General features: G+C 52.8%; 21 protein-coding genes and 4 tRNA genes. 10 read left to right on the forward strand and 15 right to left on the reverse strand.

The window, feature by feature from the left end:
- Nucleotides 1–264: 264 nt before the first annotated feature.
- From rplL to CR46_RS0115285, 12 genes are all read right to left on the reverse strand, one after another.
- Entirely contained in the window at nt 265–636 is a 372-nt protein-coding gene (gene rplL, locus CR46_RS0115230) for a 50S ribosomal protein L7/L12 (protein WP_030074215.1), read from the reverse strand.
- Between the two features lie 112 nt (nt 637–748).
- Nucleotides 749–1,252 carry a 50S ribosomal protein L10 gene (gene rplJ / locus CR46_RS0115235; protein WP_030074216.1) on the reverse strand — a complete coding sequence of 168 codons (504 nt, stop codon included), beginning with the start codon at nt 1,250–1,252 and terminating at the stop codon, nt 749–751.
- 307 nt (nt 1,253–1,559) lie between these two features.
- Entirely contained in the window at nt 1,560–2,252 is a 693-nt protein-coding gene (rplA, locus tag CR46_RS0115240; RefSeq protein ID WP_030074217.1) for a 50S ribosomal protein L1, read from the reverse strand.
- Nucleotides 2,253–2,254: 2 nt separating this feature from the next.
- A complete protein-coding gene (rplK, locus tag CR46_RS0115245; RefSeq protein ID WP_009098963.1) occupies nt 2,255–2,686 on the reverse strand; it encodes a 50S ribosomal protein L11 in 432 nt (143 codons plus the stop codon).
- Nucleotides 2,687–2,809: 123 nt separating this feature from the next.
- Nucleotides 2,810–3,343, reverse strand: a complete 534-nt coding sequence (nusG, locus tag CR46_RS0115250) for a transcription termination/antitermination protein NusG (RefSeq protein ID WP_009723912.1) — start codon at nt 3,341–3,343, stop codon at nt 2,810–2,812.
- Between the two features lie 8 nt (nt 3,344–3,351).
- Nucleotides 3,352–3,735 (reverse strand): preprotein translocase subunit SecE, encoded by a 384-nt coding sequence (secE, locus tag CR46_RS0115255; protein WP_030074218.1) that lies wholly within the window; start codon nt 3,733–3,735, stop codon nt 3,352–3,354.
- Nucleotides 3,736–3,808: 73 nt separating this feature from the next.
- Nucleotides 3,809–3,884, reverse strand: a tRNA-Trp gene (locus CR46_RS0115260).
- Between the two features lie 145 nt (nt 3,885–4,029).
- Nucleotides 4,030–4,104: transfer RNA gene (locus tag CR46_RS0115265), tRNA-Thr, on the reverse strand.
- Nucleotides 4,105–4,118: 14 nt separating this feature from the next.
- Nucleotides 4,119–4,192 (reverse strand) — tRNA-Gly (locus CR46_RS0115270).
- Between the two features lie 105 nt (nt 4,193–4,297).
- Nucleotides 4,298–4,381: transfer RNA gene (locus CR46_RS0115275), tRNA-Tyr, on the reverse strand.
- 139 nt (nt 4,382–4,520) lie between these two features.
- The gene (locus tag CR46_RS0115280; protein WP_030074219.1) at nt 4,521–5,360 is read right to left on the reverse strand and encodes a type III pantothenate kinase; all 840 of its coding nucleotides are present in this window, start codon (nt 5,358–5,360) and stop codon (nt 4,521–4,523) included.
- Nucleotides 5,357–6,340 (reverse strand): biotin--[acetyl-CoA-carboxylase] ligase, encoded by a 984-nt coding sequence (locus tag CR46_RS0115285; protein WP_030074220.1) that lies wholly within the window; start codon nt 6,338–6,340, stop codon nt 5,357–5,359. Before CR46_RS0115285 ends, CR46_RS0115280 begins: the two co-directional genes overlap by 4 nt.
- 163 nt (nt 6,341–6,503) lie before the next feature.
- Here CR46_RS0115285 and typA point away from each other — a divergent pair, with 163 nt between their 5' ends.
- From typA to CR46_RS0115315, 6 genes are all read left to right on the forward strand, one after another.
- On the forward strand, nt 6,504–8,330 hold the full coding sequence (gene typA, locus CR46_RS0115290) for a translational GTPase TypA (protein ID WP_030074221.1): 1,827 nt from the start codon (nt 6,504–6,506) through the stop codon (nt 8,328–8,330).
- 319 nt (nt 8,331–8,649) lie between these two features.
- Complete coding sequence (locus CR46_RS0115295; protein ID WP_030074222.1) at nt 8,650–10,083, forward strand: sodium-dependent transporter; 1,434 nt, start codon at nt 8,650–8,652, stop codon at nt 10,081–10,083.
- 52 nt (nt 10,084–10,135) lie between these two features.
- Nucleotides 10,136–10,906 carry an ABC transporter ATP-binding protein gene (locus tag CR46_RS0115300; protein ID WP_030074223.1) on the forward strand — a complete coding sequence of 257 codons (771 nt, stop codon included), beginning with the start codon at nt 10,136–10,138 and terminating at the stop codon, nt 10,904–10,906.
- Nucleotides 10,907–10,991: 85 nt separating this feature from the next.
- Nucleotides 10,992–11,720, forward strand: coding sequence for an ABC transporter ATP-binding protein (locus CR46_RS0115305; protein ID WP_030074224.1), 729 nt, complete (start codon nt 10,992–10,994; stop codon nt 11,718–11,720).
- Nucleotides 11,721–11,736: 16 nt separating this feature from the next.
- Nucleotides 11,737–12,741, forward strand: coding sequence for a branched-chain amino acid ABC transporter permease (locus tag CR46_RS0115310; protein WP_030074225.1), 1,005 nt, complete (start codon nt 11,737–11,739; stop codon nt 12,739–12,741).
- Nucleotides 12,741–14,066, forward strand: coding sequence for a branched-chain amino acid ABC transporter permease (locus CR46_RS0115315; protein ID WP_030074226.1), 1,326 nt, complete (start codon nt 12,741–12,743; stop codon nt 14,064–14,066). The genes CR46_RS0115310 and CR46_RS0115315 overlap by 1 nt, the downstream gene beginning before the upstream one ends.
- A gap of 107 nt (nt 14,067–14,173) precedes the next feature.
- Here the strand turns inward: CR46_RS0115315 and CR46_RS0115320 are convergent, their stop codons facing one another.
- The gene (locus CR46_RS0115320) at nt 14,174–15,382 is read right to left on the reverse strand and encodes an ABC transporter substrate-binding protein (RefSeq protein ID WP_030074227.1); all 1,209 of its coding nucleotides are present in this window, start codon (nt 15,380–15,382) and stop codon (nt 14,174–14,176) included.
- 97 nt (nt 15,383–15,479) lie between these two features.
- Entirely contained in the window at nt 15,480–15,725 is a 246-nt protein-coding gene (locus tag CR46_RS0115325) for a hypothetical protein (protein ID WP_030074228.1), read from the reverse strand.
- Between the two features lie 66 nt (nt 15,726–15,791).
- On the opposite strand from CR46_RS0115325, the gene CR46_RS0115330 reads away from it, so the two are divergent.
- Together CR46_RS0115330 and rapA are read left to right on the forward strand one after the other, a co-directional pair.
- Entirely contained in the window at nt 15,792–16,595 is an 804-nt protein-coding gene (locus CR46_RS0115330; protein WP_030074229.1) for a TlpA disulfide reductase family protein, read from the forward strand.
- Between the two features lie 114 nt (nt 16,596–16,709).
- On the forward strand, nt 16,710–19,655 hold the full coding sequence (gene rapA / locus CR46_RS0115335; RefSeq protein ID WP_030074230.1) for an RNA polymerase-associated protein RapA: 2,946 nt from the start codon (nt 16,710–16,712) through the stop codon (nt 19,653–19,655).
- 10 nt (nt 19,656–19,665) lie between these two features.
- On the opposite strand, the gene CR46_RS0115340 is transcribed toward rapA, so the two are convergent.
- Nucleotides 19,666–20,568 carry a TIGR01777 family oxidoreductase gene (locus tag CR46_RS0115340; protein WP_030074231.1) on the reverse strand — a complete coding sequence of 301 codons (903 nt, stop codon included), beginning with the start codon at nt 20,566–20,568 and terminating at the stop codon, nt 19,666–19,668.
- 177 nt (nt 20,569–20,745) lie between these two features.
- Here CR46_RS0115340 and CR46_RS0115345 point away from each other — a divergent pair, with 177 nt between their 5' ends.
- The gene (locus CR46_RS0115345) at nt 20,746–21,810 is read left to right on the forward strand and encodes an NAD(P)/FAD-dependent oxidoreductase (protein WP_051690195.1); all 1,065 of its coding nucleotides are present in this window, start codon (nt 20,746–20,748) and stop codon (nt 21,808–21,810) included.
- Between the two features lie 234 nt (nt 21,811–22,044).
- A complete protein-coding gene (locus CR46_RS0115350; protein ID WP_030074233.1) occupies nt 22,045–22,965 on the forward strand; it encodes a MerR family transcriptional regulator in 921 nt (306 codons plus the stop codon).
- Nucleotides 22,966–22,991: the final 26 nt, after the last annotated feature.

Here is a 22,991-nt window from a genome sequence, read left to right on the forward strand (position 1 = left end):
AATCGGTAGCTCGCCGTCAAAAATCTTGATAGATAACAGTGTTACAGTAGTGCTGTTAGCGCTTTGCTATCACTCGCGCTCACAACTTACGCTTCACAACTTACGCTTCACAACAACGGTCTTACTGTTTTGCTGCTTTATACGGCAGCTTTTCTGCTGCAATGCTGCCAAGCAACATGATACAACAGAAAAAGGCCGGCAGCGGGATAAGCCCGCCGCCAGCCGTGGAAGCTTACGCAGCGCGTAAAGCCGTCAGCACAAGAATTACTTGAGCTCGACGCTTGCGCCCGCTTCTTCCAGCTTGGTTTTAGCTGCTTCAGCGTCTTCTTTAGACATTGCTTCTTTGATAGTAGCTGGCGCGCCATCAACTGCGCCCTTGGCTTCTTTCAGGCCAAGACCAGTGATTTCACGAACTGCTTTGATGACGTTAACTTTCTTGTCACCAGCAGAGGTCAGTACCAGATCAAATTCAGTCTGCTCTTCAGCAGCTGCTTCGCCGCCTGCAGCCGGGCCAGCCATTACGGCTGCTGCTGCAGAAACACCGAATTTCTCTTCCATTGCTTCGATTAGCTCGACAACTTCCATTACGGACATGTCGGCTACAGCATTGATGATATCGTCTTTGGTCAGTGCCATTGTCTCGTTCCTAACTTTGCGGGAGCCTCGGTTTGCCGAGTGCTCAGGATTCATTGCATGGTTCAAGCAGCGCCCTGCTTATGCAGCACAGACTGCTTGCAAAAAGGCCTGCTTATGCAGCTTCTTCTTGCTTCTGATCGCGCAGGGCGGCCAGAGTACGAACCAGCTTGCCAGCGGAGGCTTCTTTCATTACCGACATCAACTTGGCAATTGCTTCGTCGTAAGTCGGTAGGGTTGCCAGACGATCGATGTCAGCAGCCGGAATCAGCTCACCTTCGTAGGCCAGCGCCTTCACTTCGAAGTTCTGATCTTGCTTTGCAAACTCTTTGAACAAACGAGCAGCAGCGCCCGGGTGGTCAGTAGAGAAAGCCAGCAGAGTAGGACCAACAAAGCTCTCGTTCAGGCACTCCCACTGAGTACCTTCGAGGGCGCGGCGTGCCAGAGTGTTGCGAACAACACGCAGCTGGACGCCATTCTCACGCGCTTGCTTACGCAGGTCGGTCATTTTACCGACTGTAACGCCGCGAGAATCGGCAACTACGACGGAGAGTGCGCCCTTGGCCGCTTCACTGACCTCGGCAACAATCGCTTTCTTGCCTTCAAGTGCTAGTGGCACAGTGATCACTCCTTCGTGCCGGAACCCACAACAGGCTCCGGTGGTTACCATCTCTTCCAGACGAAAAACAACGCTGGAAGCCTTGGGGGATGGTGCTCACCAGAAAGCGGTTTGGCTAAAAACCTCAACCAACTGGCGGCCACACCATCTGCGCAGGCGCTTTTAGGGCGATTAAGCCGCACCCTTAAAAGATGCGGCACCTGCGGTCTTTGACGATGCCCTGCTTGGCTTACGCATTCACAGGGGACCGCAAAGTTCTTGCTCGGTTCTTACTTAATCAGCTCTTACGAAACGTACGACTACTTGCTTAAACCAACGCAGAGTGGTCGATAGTCAGACCTGGGCCCATGGTAGTGGACAGGGTGACTTTCTTAAAGTAGATACCTTTAGAAGAGCTCGGCTTGAGTCTCTTAAGGTCAGCAACCAGCGCTTCCAGGTTACCCAGAACAGCGGATGCTTCAAAATCAGCCTTACCCAACGTTGTGTGGATAATGCCGTTTTTGTCGGTACGGAAACGCACCTGACCCGCCTTAGCATTTTTAACCGCAGTAGCAACGTCAGGTGTAACGGTGCCAACTTTAGGGTTAGGCATCAGGCCGCGCGGACCAAGAATTTGACCCAACTGACCAACAACACGCATAGCATCTGGAGAAGCAATCACGACGTCAAAATCCATTACGCCTTTTTTGACTTGCTCAGCCAAATCTTCCATACCTACGATGTCAGCGCCTGCTTCTTTAGCAGCATCGGCGTTAGCACCCTGAGTAAAGACCGCTACACGCACGTCTTTGCCAGTACCGTTAGGCATGACAGTAGCACCACGTACAACCTGGTCAGATTTACGCGGATCAACACCAAGATTGATCGCTACATCCAAGGACTCTTTGAATTTAACGGTAGACAGCTCAGCGAGCAGCGCAACCGCTTCTTCAAGAGAGTAAGCTTTGTTCGGGTCTACTTTCTCGCGAATAACTTTCGCGCGCTTAGTTAGTTTAGCCATGATCAGAGACCCTCCACATTTAGGCCCATGCTACGAGCGCTGCCAGCGATGGTGCGCACCGCGGCATCGAGATCAGAAGCCGTCATATCTGGCTCTTTCGTTTTAGCGATCTCTTCAAGCTGCTCACGCGTCACGGTACCAACCTTCTTCTTGTTCGGCTCACCAGAACCGGACTTGATGCCCGCCGCTTTTTTCAGCAGCACGGCAGCAGGCGGCGTCTTAGTGACGAACGTGAAGCTACGGTCAGAGTAGACGGTGATCACGACAGGCGTCGGCAGGCCAGGCTCAATTTCTTGAGTAGCCGCGTTGAACGCCTTACAGAATTCCATGATGTTCACGCCGTGCTGACCCAGCGCAGGGCCGACGGGCGGACTTGGATTGGCTTTACCTGCAGCAACCTGCAGTTTGATATAAGCCTGTACTTTCTTGGCCATGTTAAATACTCCAGTTGGGTGATAGCGCCTTACGGCTCCCCGGTACACATAAAGCAGCGCTTAGCTGCTTCACATAATGCAGGGATGACATGCAATGCACGCCATCCCGCCACTTAATTAAACTTACTCTTTTTCTACCTGAGAGAATTCAAGCTCCACAGGTGTTGCACGCCCGAAGATCAACACACTGACCTGCAAACGGCTCTTATCGTAATTAACTTCTTCAACCACGCCATTGAAATCGGCGAACGGGCCATCAACAACGCGAACCGATTGACCCGGCTCAAACATCGTTTTAGGCCGTGGCTTATCAGTACCGTCTTTCACCCGACGCAGAATAGCGTCTGCTTCACGCGAAGTAATTGGAGCAGGCTTCTCTTTCGTGCCACCAATAAACCCCATTACACGAGGAGTTTCATTGACGAGGTGCCAGGTTTCGTCGGCCATTTCCATCTCGACCAGCACGTAACCTGGATAGAATTTGCGCTCACTCTTACGGCGCTTTCCGTCACGCACTTCGACGACTTCTTCCGTTGGCACTAGAATTTCGCCAAAGCGATCTTCCATGCCATACATTTTCACACGCTCGATAAGCGAACGCATGACATGCTTTTCAAAGCCGGAATAAGCGTGGACGACATACCAACGTTTGGACATGAAAGCTCCTAACCAATGACGCCGGACATCGCCCAGCCAAGAAGAGTATCAATCAACCACAGCATCAAACCCACCACCACAACAGCCGCCAACACAATAGCTGTCGTCTGAATGGTTTCGGGGCGAGTCGGCCATACAACGCGCTGTATCTCTTTCTTGGCGCTTACGGCAAGCTCTACTAAATCGCGACCTTTAGCAGTGGTCAGCGCGATCAAACCCGCAATCGCACACAACACCACCACACCCAATACGCGGTAGAGCAGGCCAATATCAGCGAAATAGGTATTACCAACAACTGCAACAACAAGCAGCGCCACAACCGCTGCCCACTTGAGCCCGTCATGGCGCGACTGTTGCACCTCTTCGCCATGTTTTACGGAACTAGGCTTCATAAAAACGAGACTCCCAAGGGTGCAGCGAGCGACAAAGGAATTCTAGAAAAAGACATACCAACCTGGGGAAGGTTGGCAGGCCAGGAGGGAATCGAACCCCCAACCTGCGGTTTTGGAGACCGCTGCTCTGCCAATTGAGCTACTGGCCTGTATCGTCATGTGCACAAACAAATGCCTGCGCAACAGCGGGCGTCATAATAGCGGATAACTCTCCACTTGACAACCCCATTCAACACCCATCAAAACTGACGAGTGAAAACAAAAAAAGCGAGCTTAGCTCGCTTTTATGCAATATGGAGCTCATGGACGGAATTGAACCGTCGACCTCACCCTTACCAAGGGTGTGCTCTACCCCTGAGCTACATGAGCCAAACACATCAAACTGGAGCGGGCGGCGGGAATCGAACCCGCACCATCAGCTTGGAAGGCTGAGGTTCTACCATTGAACTACGCCCGCCGAACTTGCCTATGGAATGACAATCCGTTGCACGATATACAGTAGCTAAGCCCGCTTACCGGCCTTTCATTCCCAAGCAATGACTTAGTCACTGCTTGATAAAACTGGTGGAGAGGGAAGGATTCGAACCTTCGAAGCTTTCGCGGCAGATTTACAGTCTGCTCCCTTTGGCCACTCGGGAACCTCTCCAGCTGTGGCGGCACATTATGCCAGCCTCCAAAACGGTGTCAAGCTTACAAACTCTTTATTTTTTCAAAGCTTGTGAACTTATCAACACTTGCACACTAATACTTAGCGTGGCTTATGCCTTGGAACGCGCTGCATTCTGTCAAAGCAGCATTGAGAATGCAAGACCCGCGCGAATTTTTTCTAACGAAACAGGCTCAGGCACGCTTGGCGCGCCTGACATTTTGCCAGCACGCTCTGCAAAGGTAAGCGGAAAACTAGCCTCTAATCCGCCATATACCATATCTGGCCATACAGCGTGGGGTACTTGCACACCACGAGAAACCACTCTGGCGTCTCCACCCGTTAGCATCATGGGCAACGCGACACCTTGCTGATCACACACCTCGCTATAAATTCGATTAATCGCGCTAACTGCCGCCATGTAGATGCCGTGATTCACCGCATCGACCGTGCGCCGCCCCGGCTCGAGTAGCGCGTCTGCTTCACTTTCTGGATCAATCGCCACGTTACGGGTGCCTAACTTAAGGCTCTCTTTCATCAGCCGCAAACCAGGCACAATAAACCCACCAAGATGAACACCGCCAGGCAGTACAAAATCAATCGTTATTGCACTACCGCAGTCGACAGCACAGCAGCCACCAGCCAATTGATAGCCAGCCAATGCGCCCATCCAACGATCCACCCCTAAGCGCCCAGGCTCTTCGTAGCCATTAATAACACCCAACGCTTCAGGCGTAGAGCGCGCCACATAGACCTGGCGTACTTGGCGACGCAGCAAGGCAACGGTCTCTTCCAGCACGGTAGCTCTGGCAACACTGGAAATACGTACTGCCTCTACTACGTCAAGATTCGGAATATCTGCCCCTGGCCGCCACTCTTCTCGCGTCCACACCGCACCTCGTGAACGTATCTCACTACTTTCGGCATCTTTTAACCGCCACTTTGATAGCGTATTGCCGATATCCAAATCCAAAATCATAGGCGCCTGCGTACACTGATCTCACCGCCCGACAGGCGTCGCGAGTGATCATTTTCGGTAACCCAAAGATTACCACTCTCATCTACCTCTCTAGCCACTGCATCACTTGAGCGCTCACCCTGAATAATACGGATCGGCAACCCTGCATAGGCATGGCGACTATTCCATTCGTCTCGCCAAGGGGTAAACCCTTCGCTTTCGAAGCCTGCCAGCATATCCAATAATTCAGATACCATATCCGCAGCTAACTGATTGCGCGAAATACCCGCCTTTGCATCAAACAGCGCCGCCACAGGCTGATCAATAGTGGCACGCAGACTATCGGGTAGCGACAGATTCATGCCAATCCCAATGACTACTTCACACGGACCTGCTGCATCCCCAGTGACTTCAATCAAAATACCGGCCAGCTTGCCAAGCTCACTACCTTTCTCTGCCAGCAATATGTCGTTAGGCCATTTTAATTTGGGTGAAACCCCATACTGCTCCAGCACTTGAGCAACCACCACGCCAACCGCAAGACTCAACCCCTCCAGGGCGTTAACCCCTGACTCAAAACGCCAGCCAAGCGAAAGCATTAAGCTCTGCCCCCAAGGCGTAGACCATACGCGCCCGCGACGGCCACGACCGGCGGTTTGTAGCTCAGCAAAGCATACTTCACCGTGCCCTGCTCCCTGCGCAAATCGCTGGCGTATATATTCATTACTCGATGGCAGCTGGTCTTCAATGAATAGCCTGGATAAGAGATGGCGAGCATTCGCGGGCAAACGCTCTACAATTTTTGCCCCATCCAGCGGCTCTAACGGATAGGCAAGTCGATAACCGCGACCTTTCACAGCCACCAGCTCAACGCCCAATGCGTCTAATTTTTTTAGCTGTTTCCATACGGCGGCTCGGGAAACGCCCAGCGCTTCACCTAATTGTTCACCGGAATGAACCTCGCCATCGCTTAACAAACGCATCAGGTTACCGATGGTCATGTGCTTGCCCCAACTGGGAAAACGCCTATCTTAACGGAAGCACCGCTAGAGCGAAAACTGCCATGTTTAGGTTATTGACTTGCACCTTTATTTAAGACAGCACTGGTAGTGAACCGCACCCAGACCCTATAATGCCGCCCTATTTTTCTAGCAGGATCGCGTCGTGATCGAGAATCTTCGCAACATTGCCATCATCGCCCACGTTGACCATGGTAAAACTACCTTGGTAGACAAGCTGTTAAGCCAGTCCGGAACGCTCGACCGCAAGGCCGAAGGCCAAGAGCGCATCATGGACTCCAATGACCAGGAAAAAGAGCGTGGCATCACCATCCTGGCCAAAAATACTGCTATTCAGTGGCAAGATGGCAATGGTAAGGATTACCACATCAACATCGTGGACACCCCTGGACACGCCGATTTTGGTGGCGAGGTTGAGCGGGTCATGTCCATGGTGGACTCGGTACTGCTTCTGGTAGATGCCGTTGACGGCCCTATGCCGCAAACGCGCTTCGTTACTCAGAAAGCATTTGCCCAGGGCCTAAAGCCGATCGTCGTCGTCAATAAAATTGACCGTCCCGGCGCTCGCCCTGACTGGGTTATTGATCAGATTTTTGATCTGTTTGACAACCTCGGTGCTTCCGACGACCAGCTTGATTTCCCAATCATCTACTGCTCGGCGCTGAACGGCATTGCTGGCATGGATCCGGAAGAGTTGGCTGACAACATGGACCCCATGTTCCAGGCGATTGTCGATATCGTCGAGCCACCCGCCGTTGAGATTGATGGTCCGTTCCAGATGCAAATCTCGGCGCTGGATTACAATAGTTACGTGGGCGTTATCGGCCTTGGCCGTATCAAGCGTGGCTCGGTGAAGCCTAACCAGCAAATCTCGGTTATCAGCGTTGATGGCTCTACCCGCAAGGGTAAGATCGGCCAGGTTATGACCCATATGGGTCTTGAGCGCGTCCAAACGACAGAAGCTACCGCAGGCGATATCGTTTGCGTTACTGGCATTGAAGATCTATCGATCTCTGACACGCTGTGCGATCCAAGTGCCATTGAAGCATTGCCGCCACTGTCTGTTGACGAACCGACCGTTTCAATGACGTTCCAGGTCAATGACTCCCCGTTTGCTGGCAAAGAAGGCAAGTTCGTCACCAGCCGTAATATTAAAGATCGCCTGGAACAAGAGCTGATTCACAACGTAGCACTACGCGTTGAGCAGGGCGAAACGCCTGAGAAGTTCAAGGTATCTGGCCGTGGTGAATTGCACTTGTCGGTATTGATCGAAACCATGCGCCGTGAAGGCTTCGAGCTGGCGGTTGGCCGCCCAGAAGTTATCATTAAAGAGATCGATGGCGTTAAGCAAGAGCCTTACGAAGAGGTCATCATCGACTGTGAAGAGCAGCACCAAGGCTCTATCATGGAAGAGCTTGGCTACCGTAAGGGCGAGCTAACTAACATGAACCCTGATGGCAAAGGTCGTGTTCGTTTGGACTTTATTATTCCGGCGCGCGGTTTGATCGGTTTCCGTGGTCAGTTCTTAACCTTGACCTCAGGTACCGGCATCCTGACTAGCCGCTTTGACCACTACGGACCACTTAAGCCCGATGCGTCTATCGAGCGTCGCAATGGCGTACTAGTTTCTATGGTCGGCGGTAAAGCCCTTGCATACGCGCTCTACGCCTTGCAAGAACGCGGCAAGCTGATTATTGATCATGCGACCGAAGTATACGAAGGTATGCTGATTGGTATTAACAACCGTGCCAACGACATGGTAGTTAACCCAACCAAAGGCAAAAAACTCGATAACATGCGCTCAACGGGTAATGATGAAAACATCGTGTTGACGCCGCCGATCAAGTTCACTCTTGAGCAGGCCATCGAATTCTTGGATTCTGATGAATTGGTAGAAGTTACTCCCAGCCATATTCGTCTGCGTAAAAAGCACTTAACCGAAAACGAGCGTAAGCGTGCTAGCAAGAAATAACTCTTTGCCAGTCAACGCTCGATAGTAAATGATCGACAGCAAGTCCCTGAAGCCCGCCATGTGCGGGCTTCTTTTTTTATGGGGTTGATAACGCTCTTCCCTCACACTTTTCTCGCTTTCGCCTCCCCCCATGCCCCGTGCCCTACGCCAAGCGGCGTCATAAACGCAGCCTTAACGCTAGCAGGCTGGTAAGCGTAGGCGTTCTATCGCAAAGTAGTACTTATCTCAGTGCGGCCCTGGAGCACTGGCAACCTATAATTCATACAGGTGTTTGGATATTTACCCCCATCCTTTCACCACGACATGGACACTCCTCCACATGAGCGGTCATAACGTCTGGACTCACAAAGGCACGTTTTTGCTAGCAGCGGTTGGCTCTGCCGTCGGCCTAGGCAACCTCTGGCGCTTTCCCTATCTCACAGGGGAAAATGGTGGTGGTGCATTTATTTTAATTTACGCACTGACCATTTTTGCGGTTGGCATCCCCATTTTGATTGCGGAAACAATGCTTGGGCGAACCAGTCGCCAAAGCCCCATTATGGGGATGCGCCATTTAACCAAAACACATAAGACCTCCCGTGCCTGGGAATCCATTGGCTGGCTGGGCGCTGCTTCCGCCTTTTTAATTTTGAGTTTTTATTCTGTCATTGCTGGCTGGGCACTGCACTACACGTGGCTGATGCTAACTGGCTCATTAGTCGGTGCCGATGCTGCAACGATTAGCGCTGGCTTTGATGCGTTGCTAGCGTCTCCGGGCCTGATGACGCTTTATCACACGCTGTTTATCGCCTTCTCGGCGTTAATTGTCGGCATGGGGATTCATAAAGGGATCGAGTCAGGGCTGCGCATCATGATGCCAGCGCTGTTTGTGATTCTCATCGTGGTACTTATCTACGGCGTCATTAATGGCGACGTGAGAGCGGCAGCAAGCTTCTTATTTACGTTCAATATTGCCGATCTCAGCTTAGAGGGTTGGTTACAGGCAATGGGGCAATCTTTCTTCACCCTGAGCCTTGGGATGGGTGCCATCATGGCCTACGGCGCTTATATGTCCAGCGAAGCCTCCTTGACTCGAACAGCTATCGCCGTGGCGTTTGTAGATACTGCGGTTGCCATGGTGGCAGGGCTAGCAATTTTCTCGCTGGTATTTGGGGCAGGCCTAGAAACCGGTCAGGGTCCTGGCCTGATGTTTGTCACTTTGCCGCTAGCATTTGCTGACATGCCATTTGGTGCTCTGGTGGGCGGGGTCTTCTTTATTTTGGTGCTGGGGGCTGCGGTTAGCTCGTCTATTTCGTTAATAGAACCTGTTGCGGCCTTTCTGGTCGAGCGTTTTGATATGACCCGTCCCCAGGCGGTCACCATTATGGTCGTCGCGGCTTGGGCAATGGGCTTACTCACCGTAGTGAGCTTCAACATATGGGCCGAAGGGACGATTTTCCACGCTCTCTTTGGCCGCAGCGCTTTTGAATTTATTGAGCTGTTGACCAATATCTTTATGCCGCTGGGCGGGCTAATGATCGCTCTATTTGCAGGCTGGGCACTGACCCAAAGCGAAGTGATGAAAGAGCTTGGTACCAACCTTACATGGTTTAAAACCTGGCGTTTCTTGGTGCGCTTTGTGGGTCCTGCTGCAGTATCATTTGTATTTTTACGTACTCTTCCACAAGTGGAAGGCTACGTTATCCCAACCCTCGGCGCACTGCTCATTGTCGGTGCGTTTGCCTTGAGTCAGCGGCTGCGTAAGCCTGCTTAATATAATGCTAATAACCCAGGCGGCCAAAGGTCGCCTGCGGCGCGAGGACATGATGACTCCCCTTATCGAGGTACAACACGTCAACAAAGCCTTCGGCGGGCTGCACGTTATCAACGACTGCTCAATCCGTGTTGAAAAAGGTTCAATTACCGGCATGATCGGCCCCAACGGAGCAGGTAAGTCCACGCTCTTCAATTTAATTGCGGGCGCACTTACGCCAGATAGTGGCCGCATTCTGTTGGATGGTGAAGACATTACCTCGCTAAGCGCTGATCAACGCTTCCACAAAGGCTTACTACGCACCTTCCAAATCGCCCATGAGTTTAGCCAAATGAGCGCACTGGAAAACTTGATGATGGTGCCACCCAATCAAGCAGGGGAACATCTATTTAATACCTGGTTCAAGCCTGCCCTGGTACGCAGCCAGGAGGCAGAGGTGCGCCGCCGCGCACTGGAAGTCATTGAGTTTGTTGGCTTGCATCATGTACGTAACGAGCTTGCGGGCAACTTGTCGGGTGGTCAGAAAAAACTGCTAGAGCTAGGCCGCACGATGATGACCGATGCCAAAGTCGTGCTGTTAGACGAAATCGCCGCTGGTGTAAACCGCACGCTACTTGGCGATTTAATGGGCAATATCGAACGTTTAAATCGCGAAATGGGCTATACCTTTCTGGTGATTGAGCACGATATGGATATGATTTCGCGGCTCTGCGATCCAGTGATTGTACTGGCCCAAGGCAGCGTCATGGTTGAGGGTTCAATTGAAGAAATACAAAACAATCCGGCCGTTATAGAAGCATATTTCGGCACTGATGCCGCTTGATAACGCTGAGTTTGTCACCTAGATAACAGCCACAACAACATGGTCGCCATTGTTCACCACAGTGCGGCCCAGCTGAGACGCGCCTATGTCATCCACACCGTCATCCCCACAGCCACTGCTTGAGGCACGCGATGTGCACGGCGGTTATGGCAGTATGAATATCCTTAATGGGGTCAATATGACCCTGTATGCCGATGAAGTTGGTGTCATTGTTGGCCCTAACGGCGCAGGCAAATCCACGATGCTAAAAGCAGTTTTTGGGCTGTTGAACGTTAATCAGGGCGAGATTTTGCTTAACGGACAGCCGATCCATAACCTGCCGCCGAATCAATTGGTTGAGCGTGGCATGGGCTTTGTCCCCCAGGAGAAAAACGTTTTCCCCAGCCTGACGGTTAAAGAGAACCTGGAAATGGGTGCCTATCTTAAACCTCAAAACGTAAAGCGCATGCTGGAGCAAGTTTACGACTTCTTCCCCCCTCTCGTTGAGAAGCGTCACCAGCCCGCGGGAGAGCTTTCCGGTGGTCAGCGCCAAATGGTCGCCATGGGCCGTGCGTTAATGGCTGAACCTAGTCTGCTGCTACTGGATGAGCCAACAGCTGGCTTGTCGCCCCTTTACATGAATGAAATTTTTGATCGGGTTAAAAAAATTAACGCCGCTGGCGTGGGCATTTTGATGGTGGAACAGAATGCTAAACAGGCCTTAGCCATTGCCGATAAAGGCTTTGTGCTGGCGGCGGGACAGAACCGCTTTACAGACACGGGGGCTGCGTTACTGGCTGACCCTGACGTCGCCAAAAGCTTTTTGGGCGGCTAGCCCGGGGGAGAAACGCGTGAACGAACTGGTCTTTTTTATCAATAACGTAGTGATTGCAGGTAGCGTCACTGGCTCTATTTATGCCATTGGTGCCATTGGCGTCACGCTAATCTTTAGCATTATGCGCTTTGCCCACTTTGCCCATGCCGACATAATGACCTTTGGTGCCTTTATGGTGCTACTACTGACAACTGCCTTCCCAGCGGCAGGTGCCAGTATCGGCGTACCAACGGCGCTTATCATGCTGCCGTTAGCCATGTTACTGACGGCAGCGCTGGCGGTGGGCATTGATAAAGCATTCTATAAACCGCTACGCGCCCATGGCGTCAAACCTATCGTGATGGTGATTGGCTCGCTGGGCGTAACGCTCATGCTTCAAGGGCTTATCCGGTTATTTTCCGGCACCGGTGGTCAAAGCTTGTACGTCGATGACCGCAAGGAAATTTTCCGCATCGCGCTACCTTTCGAGGGAGTTCGAGCCCCCATCGTGATTACCGAGCCTCAGATTTATTTGTTTGTGATTACGTTAGTGGCAGTGGTCGCCCTACACCTATTCCTCAATCGCTCGCGACTTGGCAAAGCCATGCGCGCCATGTCAGACAACCCTGAACTTGCTCAGGCATCTGGTATTAATACCAACACCATTGTGGCCGTCACATGGGTGATTGCAGGCGGGCTGGCGGCAATTGCGGGCACCCTGTTGTCACTAGATGTCACGTTTAAACCCGACCTAAGTTTCTTCCTGCTACTGCCTATTTTCGCGGCGGCCATTGTCGGAGGCGTAGGCCACCCGTACGGGGCCATTGCAGGGGGATTTGTCGTCGGCTTTGCAGAAACCCTGGCGGTATTTAACTGGAATGTTCTCCTACGTCCCTTCCGCGACAGCCTACCTACTTGGCTGGAGCTCCCCTCTAACCTCGCCTTTGTAGGCACTGAGTACAAAATCGTGGTGCCGTTCTTTATTTTGGTGGCCATCTTAGTGTGGCGTCCTACCGGCCTGTTTAAAGGCAAGGTGATCTAATGAGCCATTCCACAAAAAACCACAATCCTGCCTACACGCCCAAAGATGCCACTCCTGAGCGGCGCTTTCCGTTGCGCGAGCTGGTGCTATTTGGCGCTCTATTAGCTGCCGTGCTAGCAGTCTACGCGGCAATGGGCGCAGCCTACAGTACGCGCATGCTGGTAGAAGCTGCTTGTTACGCCATTCTTGCTCTGGGCCTAACGATTCAATGGGGCTACGCCGGACAGTTTAATGCTGGTGTCATGGGCTTCGTCGCACTCGGCGGTTTCTGCGCCATGCTGTTTAGCGTCCCAGTGAATGACGCATTCTGGGGTACTGAACTACCGGGAGAGCTCGGCCAAGTTCTATTGTATGGCATTGCGGCAACCTTGATCGTCGTCGGAGTTACAAAGCTTGATCGGTTCGGCGTGCCGAAAAAGCTGCGTACCGTACTCGCCGTCGTGATCGGGATCGTACTCTATTTGATTGTCATCAGCCTGCTTCGCGAGGTGACCAGTCAAATACAGTCTCAGGCGGGCTTTATTGGCGGTTTTGGCTTACCTGCCTGGGTAGGCTGGATTGTCGGTGGCGCCCTTGCTGGCGGCGTTGGTTACTTTATTGGCCACGTTTGTCTTGGCCTACGCAGTGACTACCTCGCCATTGCCACACTGGGTATCGCGGAAATCATCAAAGCTTTTTTGAAAAATTCCGACTGGCTGACACGCGGCACTGCCACAGTATCGCCTCTTCCTTGGCCTACCCCTGGCCCGGCGGAACTCGGCTTTACGCTTTCCCGAGCGATTTATCTTTCTGTGACGGCTGTCGTGATCGCAGTGATTTTCTTTTTACTCCATCGGGCGTACCACGCCCCCTGGGGAAGAATGATTCGTGCGATTCGCGATAACGAAGTCTCGTCAGCGGCCATGGGTAAAGATATCAACAAGCGGCGCCTGGAAATTTTCGTATTAGGCTGTATTTTGATGGGCCTTGGCGGCGGCATGCTGGGCACCTTTAACAGCCTGTTTGATCCTCAAGGCTACTTGCCTCTCAATCACACCTTCCTGGTGCTGGTCATGGTTATTTTAGGTGGCCCAGGTAATAACCTTGGCACCATTTTTGGGGCAGTCGCGGTTTATATTATTTGGATTATGTCAGAACCACTGGCTCTATTTTTAATGCAACTAGCGGTCACGCTGGGGGAGAACGCCTTCGGCTGGGAAGCACCTAGCAATATGGATAGCCGGGCACTGCAAGCACGGGTTCTGGTAATCGGCATGTTGATTACCCTGGTACTACGCTTTGCTCCGAAAGGTTTGCTGCCAGAGAAAATAAAAACCCACGGTTAACGCCCTCACAGCGCTAAAAACACAGTGCTAAAAACACAGTGCTAAAAAAACGCCCCAAGCTCGTTGCCTGGGGCGTTTTGGTTACTTCTCAATTACCGCTATGTTGACTAGAGTTCAACCAAACCTTTGCTAGTGAAAGAGCCCTCTTCTACCACCATTTCCACAACAACGCCGGGCACGTCGCCGTTTTCATCAAATTCATGAGAGCCAGAGGCACCTTCGTAATTTATCTCAGTACCTGCTGCGATCAACTCAACCGCTTTTTCCCACTCGCCCGGCAGTATTACTTCACCTGGCGCGCTAGAAACACTGCGTAGCGCTTCAGAAAGCCCCTCACGCTCGGCACTGCCATTTTGCTCAATAGCCAGCGCCACTAGGAAGGCCGCATCATAAGCCTGGGCAGCGAATACGGCGCTAGGATCAATGCCCGCCGCTTCAGCCGCTTCATTGAAAATGTTTGTCCCGGGGAGATCAGGGCTGCCAGGACGTGTGGCGATCATTCCATCCAGCACATCTGCGCCAATCGCTTCTACTAAGCTATCACCAACCATGCCATCGGCACCCACATACTGGGTGAACATGCCGCTTTCGTAGGCTTGGCGAAGTACCGTCTGACCGGAGGTATCGGCATAGGCCAGCACGACCAGCGTGTCTGCGCCACTCGAAGAGAGCGAGCCAAGCTCAGAACGGTAGTCAGCACGGTTATCTTCATGTGCGAGGTTTTCTGCTATTTCGCCACCGCCCGCTTCAAAGGCGTCACTGAAGGCATCCGACAAGCCACGACCATAGTCGTTATTAACATAGGTCACCGCGACAAAGTCGATACCTTTATCAAGCAGTAGCTTAGCAAGCATTTCGCCCTGGAAAGCATCCGATGGCACGGTACGGAAAACTAAGTCGTTGTCATCAAGCTCAGAAACGGCGGGCGCCGTTGACGCAGGTGAGACCATCAACACACCGCCTGGAATTGCTGCGTTATTAGCAGCAGCAATCGTTGCCCCAGTACATAAAGCGCCGACAATCGCGGTGACTTGCTCAGAGTTCACCATACGATCTGCAGCGTTAGAGGCAGCTGATGCATCCGAACAGGTGGTATCCCCAGAAGGCATCTCCAATGTTTGCCCGCCTAAGATACCGCCCTGCTCATTGATCTGCTCGACGGCAAGCTGAGCACCCGCAAAAATAGGTGGTGTCAGGCTTTCAATTCCCCCGGTAAAACCGCCCAAGAAGCCAACTTTGACCTCCGCCTGGGCCATGCCCGCTAAAGCAAGAGATGAGGCCGCAACGGCGGTGGCTAATGCGCGCTTATTAATCATATTATTTGTCGCTCCCAGTATGTTGAGTGCCCCGACGGTCCAGCGCGGGACTTCTCTTAATCTGGAACCGGAACGCTAAAAACACAAGCAACGCTTTCTAACGTTCTTCCGTCTCATCAGCATTTTGGCGACGCTCAGCCAGCTGTTTTTGGTAACGCTTATTGCGGTACAGCCTTATTAACGCGATCGTCAGTGCGGCAGCAACCATGACAGCCAGCACACCCCCTTGCCAGAGGCGAGCTGCATCGCCCATTACAGTTTCCAAAGTAATAATCAGCATTAAACCCAGCGCCTGCGACCCAATGGCCAGCGCCCGCAGCATGTCGAAAGCGGGTTGAGGCATAGACATCTCCGTAATTTTTAACGTGCGTGGTATGGTTTACCAGTGTACCTGTTTAACGGAAAAATCATGAATGCGATTGCCATTGGCCCACTGCTGATCTCCACCCCTCGGCTATATGCCTTAGGCTGCGCGCTACTGTTATTACTGGTTAGCCGCTACCTGCTGGGGTTAACGCCTTCACAGCATGGGCGCTGGTTCAACGGGCTAATGGTGATATGGCTGCTGGCAGCGCGGATTGTTTTTGTAGCGCTCAATTGGGAAAGCTACAGCGCAGCACCGCTGGAAGCACTGAAAGTATGGCAACCCGGCTACAATGCGCTGGGTGGCTTAATTGCAGGGTTAATTTGGACAGCCTGGGCGCTACGTAAGCGACTATTGGCGCTCATCGGCGGTCTTGCCATGTTGGTCGGCACGACAAGTCTGTGGCTGGTCTTGGTAACGCTTGCCCCCTTAGGCAATGACTTCGCCATTGACGCACTACCAGAGATCACCCTGGAAGATATGGACGGCAGTGCGGTGAATCTCTCTTCGCTGACTGAAAGCGGCGACCTGATTATCGTTAACTTATGGGCTACCTGGTGTCCTCCTTGCCTGCGCGAAATGCCGTTGCTCGAAGAAGCAGCAAAGCGTGAGGGCGTGAGCGTGGTAGTCGCTAACCAAGGCGAAGACTTACTGCCGATAGTGCGCTATCTAGACGAGCAGAGGCTGGATTTTCGCTACGCACTGCGTGATCCGAGCCAAACGCTAATGGCACAATTTCAAGCTCCAGGCCTGCCCACTACAGTGCTTTTTGACCGACAAGGCAACACGTTGGATGTACACGTAGGAGAATTAACCCGCGCACAGCTGGAACAATGGTTGGAAGATTGACCACGATAGACCTTAATCCCCCCGCTCCTTTGCGTTAGAATCCCTCGCCCTGTTGCCACCGGCGACCTGCCCCGGTGGCGTACAACCTGTTTCTGTAGACTTCCTCGAGGCATCATGAGCGATTTTTCTCCCGGCCAGCGCTGGATTAGCGACGGCGAGGCTGAGCTTGGACTCGGCACCGTGCTTAACTGCGACGCCCGTAGCGTTACCATTTTGTTCAGTGCCAGCCAGGAAACCCGTACCTACAACACCCGCCAAGCGCCCTTGACCCGCGTCATGTTTGGCAGCGGCGACCGCGTAATTTCTGCTGATGGCTGGCAGATGATCGTAGACGATAGCAAAGAGACCAATGGCTTAATCACCTACATTGGTGAAGATAGCAGCGGCCTTCCTCGTGAGCTCTCTGAAGCAAAGCTTGCCGACACCATGCAGTTTGATCAGGCGCGCGATCGACTGTTGACCGGCCAAGTTGACCGCAATGACTGGTTTGACCTGCGCTTTCGCACGCTGCACCACTATCAGCGCATCGAGCAGCACAGCGCTCTGGGCTTTGCGGGGCCGCGCATCGACCTGATTCCTCACCAGCTGTATATCGCTGACGAAGTGGCAGGTCGCCATGCCCCGCGCGTACTGCTTGCAGACGAAGTTGGGCTGGGTAAAACGATTGAGGCGGGCCTGATTCTGCACCGTCTGCTTCTGGCTGGCCGAGTAGAACGCGCGTTGATATTGGTGCCAGACAGCCTTACCCACCAATGGCTGGTCGAGCTGTTACGCCGTTTCTCACTCAATGTTAGCCTGCTGGATGAGCACCAAAGTCTCGCCCACGGCAGTGCCAATCCATTTGAAAGCGCCCAAATTGTATTGGCCAGCCAAGGTTGGCTGTTCGCCAATATTCACCGCCAAGAGCAGGCCCAGGCGAGCCAGTTTGATTTATTGATCGTCGATGAAGCCCATCATCTTGACTGGAGCCCTGATGGCAGCGGCCCAGGCTATCAGTGTGTTGAGCAGCTTGCTGCTGATATTCCTGGCTTATTGCTGCTGACGGCTACGCCAGAGCAGATGGGTGTTGAGAGTCATTTCGCTCGCTTGCGCTTGCTAGATGCCGAGCGTTACCACGATATCGAACGCTTTAAAGACGAAGAACATCATTACATCGCTGTCGCTCAAGCCATTGATGCCTTGGATGAGCTACCCGATAACGGCGAGGCGCGTAAACGGGTAGATAATGTAGCGGACGACCGTGACAGCCAGGCGTTGCTAGCAACGTTGTGCAACCCTGAGGCAAGTGCTGAACAGCAAGATGCTGCCCGCGCTCAGTTGCGCGATGCGCTGCTTGATCGTCACGGTACTGGACGAGTCATGTTCCGCAACAGCCGTCGGCATGTGGGAGGGTTCCCGGAACGTCGTTTGCACCTTGCCCAGCTGGAACTGCCATCAGCCTACCGGCGCGTGCTGCGCCGCTTAGAACGCGATGATGATTACCTGGATGAACTGCTGATTGAAACGGGCATGGATCATCCCGACGTGTTGATTTATCCAGACAGTATGTATCGCGAGCTCAGCAATGATCCGCTTAACACCGAATCCTGGTGGCATATCGACCCACGGGTAAACTGGCTACTGGAAAAGCTGAGTGACGATAGCGAAAGTGGCTTCGCCAACGATAAAGTACTGATTATTGCTCACCATAGAGAAACCGCTGAAGGACTTGCCGAAGGATTGCGCGTCCTAGGCGGCTATCACGCACCGGTGTTCCACGAAGGATTATCGCTGGTGGAGCGTGACCGTGCCGCAGCGGCATTTGCTGATGAAGAAGACGGCTGCCAAGTGCTGGTATGCTCTGAAATCGGCTCAGAAGGCCGCAACTTTCAGTTCTGCCGCCACTTGGTGATGTTTGATATGCCCCAGCACCCCGACCAGCTGGAGCAGCGCATTGGCCGCCTCGACCGGATAGGGCAGCGCCACGCCATTGAACTTCATGTCCCCACCTTCACTGGCAGCCCAGGCGAACGGCTACTGCGCTGGTATCATGAGGGCATGGACGCGTTCAGTGCTCCTCACGGCATTGGCAGCGATCTGTATGATGCCTTTGGTGATGCTTTGGCTGATGCCCTACTCGACGATGAAATGCTTGATGAAATCATCGACGAAACCCGCCAAATGTTCACCGCGAAACTGGCTGAGCGGGATGCTGGCCGTAACCGGCTGTTAGAGCTAAACGCCTGTCGCCCTGCCCGTGCTCAGCAGGTCATTGAGGCGGTGCGTGAGTTAGACGAAGATCCAGCGTTGCCACGTTTTGTAGAGCGCGCCCTGGATATTTTTGGGGTAGATAGCCAAGACATTGGCAATGGCCTACTTTATTTGCAGCCTAGTCAACACATGCTGGACGGCTTACCAGGGCTGGTGAAGGGGGAAGAGGGCTTTTCAGCCACTTATAGCCGCGCACTGGCACTGGCACGAGACGATATTCAGCGGCTCTCTTGGGAGCACCCGCTGCTGCGCGAAATGATGGAGCGTATATTAGATGGCACTATGGGTAATACGGCGCTTGCGCTACTGCGCCATCCAGCGATTCCCAGTGGCCGCTTAATGGCTGAATTGGTCTTCCGCACCCACTGCCCTGCCCCCAAATCACTCCACCTCAACCGCTTCTTGCCGCCTACTGCTGTGCGTGTCCTGCTTGATGAATCAGGCGCAAACCTAACTAGCAAGATCTCCTTCACCGGACTTGGCAAAAACCTGCAGAAAGTGAACAAGTCGCTGGCAAGGGACTTGATCAAAAGCCGCCATGACCAACTGCGCGGCTTGCTTATTCAGGGTGAAGGTGAAGCTGAACGTGAGTTACCCAGCATCCTAGAAAGCGCTGAAACACGCATGCGTGCCCAACTTGATGCAGAACTTGCTCGCTTAACCGCCCTGGCAGAGCACAATCCAGCGGTTCGTAGTGAAGAACTGGAGGCATTGAAGCAAGAACGTAAAGCACTTAGCGACGCAATAGAAAACACCCGCCTGCGGCTCGATTCCGTGCGGGTGATTATCACTGTCGACCCCAATGCCTGACCCTGAAAAACTAAAGAATGGCCTCTAACGCCTTATCGAGTGTCGGGTATTGAAAGGTAAACCCGGCCTCGATCAGACGTGCAGGTCGCATATCAGCCCCAGTCAGCAACAGCTGTGACATCTCTCCAAAGCCCGCTTTTAGTACGAAAGCGGGTACGGGGAAAACTGCCGGCCGGTGAAGCTGCTTAGCCAACGTTTTCGTGAACTCAGCATTTGTTACCGGATGCGGCGCACTGCCATTAAACGCGCCTGAAAGCGTTGATTCGTTCATCAAAAACATAATCGCTGCCACCAGATCGTCACGATGAATCCAGGGCATAAACTGTTTGCCGCTTCCAAAACGCCCACCGAGTCCGAGCTTGAATGGTGGCAGCATTTTCTGCAGCGTACCGCCCCCTGCTTCAAGCACTAACCCAATACGCAGTATCGCTAAGCGAACGCCCATCGCCTCGATCGGTTTTGCCGCCGCTTCCCACTGCGCACAAAGACGATGAGCGAACTCATCGTTTGGCGACGTTGTTTCATCCACCACCTTGTCGCCTTGATCTCCGTAATACCCCATCGCAGAGCCGCTAATCATCACGCTGGGTAACGCTTGTCCGTTAGCTTCCAGCTGCTCACAGAGCGTAATTAGCTGCTGAGTGCTGTCGACCCGAGAACGGATCAGTGTCTCTTTTTGGCTATCACTCCAGCGCTTTGCCGCAATTGACTCACCGGCAAGGTTAATCAACGCCTCCGGTGGCGTGTCCATAAATGCCTGGGCACTATCACGTATATCGCAGGCCTTAGGCAACCGATCACGCACTTGGTGGGGCGTTCGGGAAACGACTTGTACCTCGTGCCCTTGAGCGAGAAGTTGTTGGCAGAGTCGCTGGCCAACAAAGCCGCTACCTCCGGTGATTAATACCCGCATGGTGTCACTCCTATGGCCTGACTGAGAGGGGTAGCGCGTGCCTGTGCCGACGTTAAACTGCCCTCTTGGGGATAACCGCAGTTTAAATGATCATTGCATAGCGTTTTATTGTACGATATCTATACACAAGCACTACACCTTGATCATTACACATTTAATTAGCCGCTGCGAGTTCCTATGTCTGAACGATTACCTGTGCCTTCAATGCTCTCTGATGCCCATACAGTAGCGATTATTGGTGCAGGTTTATCTGGCCTGGCCTGTGGTCACCAGCTTGCCAGTCAGGGAATCAATGTGACGCTATTTGATAAAGCACGCGGACCAGGCGGCCGTATGTCAAGTAAACAACGTCCTGGAGCGACACTAGACCTGGGCGCACAAGCTTTTACCACTCGCGATAAACGGTTTGCCGAAAAAGTCGCCGAGTGGCAAGCCGTCGGCTGCGTTGCTATTTGGCCAACGTTACGTTATCAGGCTAGCGCATCCGGCTGGCAAACACACAATGACGATCAGCTGCGTTACACCGGCGCACCACGCATGAGTGCCTTAACCCGTTACCTAGCCGATACGCTTAGTGCTCTTCCTAATGCAGCTATTACGCTTGAAACCCACATTACTGGGTTAGATAAAACGGCTGCTGGCTGGAAGTTACACGATAGCCACGGGGCAATACATGGGCCTTTTGACCTGGTGGTTATTAGCGCTCCGCCGCCACAAGCCAACACATTATTAGCCGCGTGGGAACCAACATTAGCCGCTGCCTGCGAAGCAAAGCCACAACGAGGATGCTGGGCAGGTTGGGCTATTTTTGAAGAACCACTACCGACAATAGAAAAAGTGGCCTCGGCTTGGCATACCGTTCACACTCATCACCCTGCACTGCGGCTAGTGTCGCGCAATCACACTAAGCCAGGTCGTGAGCAACAGCCAGAAAGTATCAGCCTACTTGCCCAGTTAGACTGGAGCGATAACCATATCGAGAGTGACAACGACACCGTTGCCCAACAGCTGCTGGAAGCTTTCATGTCGCTGCTGCCAGAACAAACCGCACTGCCTAAGATCGTTGAGATAGGCGCGCATCGCTGGCGTTATGCCCAACCAGCCCAGGCAGGCCAACAATCATACTTGTACAGCACACGTGGATTAGCACTTTGCGGGGATAGCTTCAGGGGCAGTCGTGTAGAAGATGCTTGGTTATCTGGCGACGAATTAGGAAGAGCCCTATTAGGCCAGTCGGTCTAAAATTAGAAAGAAAGCTTAACGTTTATGAGCACGTGGGAAAGGTTGTACCCAGAAGCCACAAGTTGTACAAAGGTGGCTATAATAGCGTGACGCTATCTACATGATTAATACTACATGCTTAGTAGCTTCCCAACTATGTGGCAGATCGCCGGTTAGGCGCTGATACAACGCCACGGTAATTATTGACAGACCCCTGCAGCAATTGCTGCAGGCAACCAAGAGGCAATGGCGCCCATGAGTAATAAGGCGACCCACCCACCCGACACCCCACTTTATCCTATCAGGGAAGTTTCCCGTTTAACGGGTGTTAACTCGGTCACACTACGTGCCTGGGAGCGTCGCTACGGTTTAATCCGCCCACAGCGCACCCCAAAGGGACATCGGTTATATGCGCAAGATGATATCACCCGTATTGAGCGAATTTTACAATGGCTGAACCGCGGTGTACCGGTTAGCCAGGTAGCCGATTTACTTGATCAACCAGAAACCGTGGAAACGCCCACCCAGGATGCAGGCGACTGGGCCAGCCAACGTCAACAGCTTCAACTAACCATTGAAGCGGTTGATCTCCCAAAATTGGAGACGCTTTATCATCAAAGCTTAGCGTTATATCCATTAAGTGTTGCTATTAACGAACTTTGGCAGCCGGTGATTCTATCGCTGGAGGCCAAATGGGCAGACCAGCCTGATGAGCTTGTGCGCCGCACCTTTGAGGCTTTTTTGCGGAGCCAGGTAGGCATCCGCTTGCATTATGCTAATCAGGCAACGCGCGGGCCGCTCATTTTGTTAAGCGCCATGCCCGAAGACCCCGGCCTATTGTGGGTGTTGATGTGTGCATTAATGGCTAGCGAACAAGGCTATCGCGTACAAATGTTTGATCGTTCGTTGGCGCTGAAGGAACTACCTAACGCGGTGTCTCGACTGCACTCATCAATGGTATTACTTTCCAGCGGCCAGCGTGAAAGCGATGACTACATTCGCCAAACACTTCCCAAGGCAGCAGAAACGTTAAATGTGCCGATTGGCGTTTGCGGTGAAGTAGCAAAGCTCAGAGAGAACGACTTACGTGACGGCCCTGTACATATGCTGGGCGATGATTTACCGCAAGCCATCGCACGGCTTCGCCCCCTGCTTCGCGAGTCGGGGATCCTTTGAGGCATTGCCCTTTTGAACACCGAAGA

Origin of the sequence: Vreelandella neptunia (genome assembly GCF_000712975.1) — a bacterium.
Taxonomy (GTDB): domain Bacteria; phylum Pseudomonadota; class Gammaproteobacteria; order Pseudomonadales; family Halomonadaceae; genus Vreelandella; species Vreelandella qaidamensis.

Excerpts from the sequence above, each read along its gene's own strand:
- secE (WP_030074218.1), bottom strand. The coding sequence starts at position 3,735 with ATGAAGCCTAGTTCCGTAAAACATGGCGAAGAGGTGCAACAGTCGCGC.
- nusG (WP_009723912.1), bottom strand. The coding sequence starts at position 3,343 with ATGTCCAAACGTTGGTATGTCGTCCACGCTTATTCCGGCTTTGAAAAG.
- CR46_RS0115300 (WP_030074223.1), top strand. The coding sequence starts at position 10,136 with ATGACTCCCCTTATCGAGGTACAACACGTCAACAAAGCCTTCGGCGGG.
- rapA (WP_030074230.1), top strand. The coding sequence starts at position 16,710 with ATGAGCGATTTTTCTCCCGGCCAGCGCTGGATTAGCGACGGCGAGGCT.
- rplA (WP_030074217.1), bottom strand. The coding sequence starts at position 2,252 with ATGGCTAAACTAACTAAGCGCGCGAAAGTTATTCGCGAGAAAGTAGAC.
- CR46_RS0115340 (WP_030074231.1), bottom strand. The coding sequence starts at position 20,568 with ATGCGGGTATTAATCACCGGAGGTAGCGGCTTTGTTGGCCAGCGACTC.
- CR46_RS0115285 (WP_030074220.1), bottom strand. The coding sequence starts at position 6,340 with ATGACCATCGGTAACCTGATGCGTTTGTTAAGCGATGGCGAGGTTCAT.
- CR46_RS0115350 (WP_030074233.1), top strand. The coding sequence starts at position 22,045 with ATGAGTAATAAGGCGACCCACCCACCCGACACCCCACTTTATCCTATC.
- CR46_RS0115320 (WP_030074227.1), bottom strand. The coding sequence starts at position 15,382 with ATGATTAATAAGCGCGCATTAGCCACCGCCGTTGCGGCCTCATCTCTT.
- CR46_RS0115315 (WP_030074226.1), top strand. The coding sequence starts at position 12,741 with ATGAGCCATTCCACAAAAAACCACAATCCTGCCTACACGCCCAAAGAT.
- CR46_RS0115280 (WP_030074219.1), bottom strand. The coding sequence starts at position 5,360 with ATGATTTTGGATTTGGATATCGGCAATACGCTATCAAAGTGGCGGTTA.
- CR46_RS0115325 (WP_030074228.1), bottom strand. The coding sequence starts at position 15,725 with ATGCCTCAACCCGCTTTCGACATGCTGCGGGCGCTGGCCATTGGGTCG.
- CR46_RS0115345 (WP_051690195.1), top strand. The coding sequence starts at position 20,746 with ATGTCTGAACGATTACCTGTGCCTTCAATGCTCTCTGATGCCCATACA.
- CR46_RS0115330 (WP_030074229.1), top strand. The coding sequence starts at position 15,792 with ATGAATGCGATTGCCATTGGCCCACTGCTGATCTCCACCCCTCGGCTA.
- rplL (WP_030074215.1), bottom strand. The coding sequence starts at position 636 with ATGGCACTGACCAAAGACGATATCATCAATGCTGTAGCCGACATGTCC.
- CR46_RS0115295 (WP_030074222.1), top strand. The coding sequence starts at position 8,650 with ATGAGCGGTCATAACGTCTGGACTCACAAAGGCACGTTTTTGCTAGCA.
- rplK (WP_009098963.1), bottom strand. The coding sequence starts at position 2,686 with ATGGCCAAGAAAGTACAGGCTTATATCAAACTGCAGGTTGCTGCAGGT.
- CR46_RS0115305 (WP_030074224.1), top strand. The coding sequence starts at position 10,992 with ATGTCATCCACACCGTCATCCCCACAGCCACTGCTTGAGGCACGCGAT.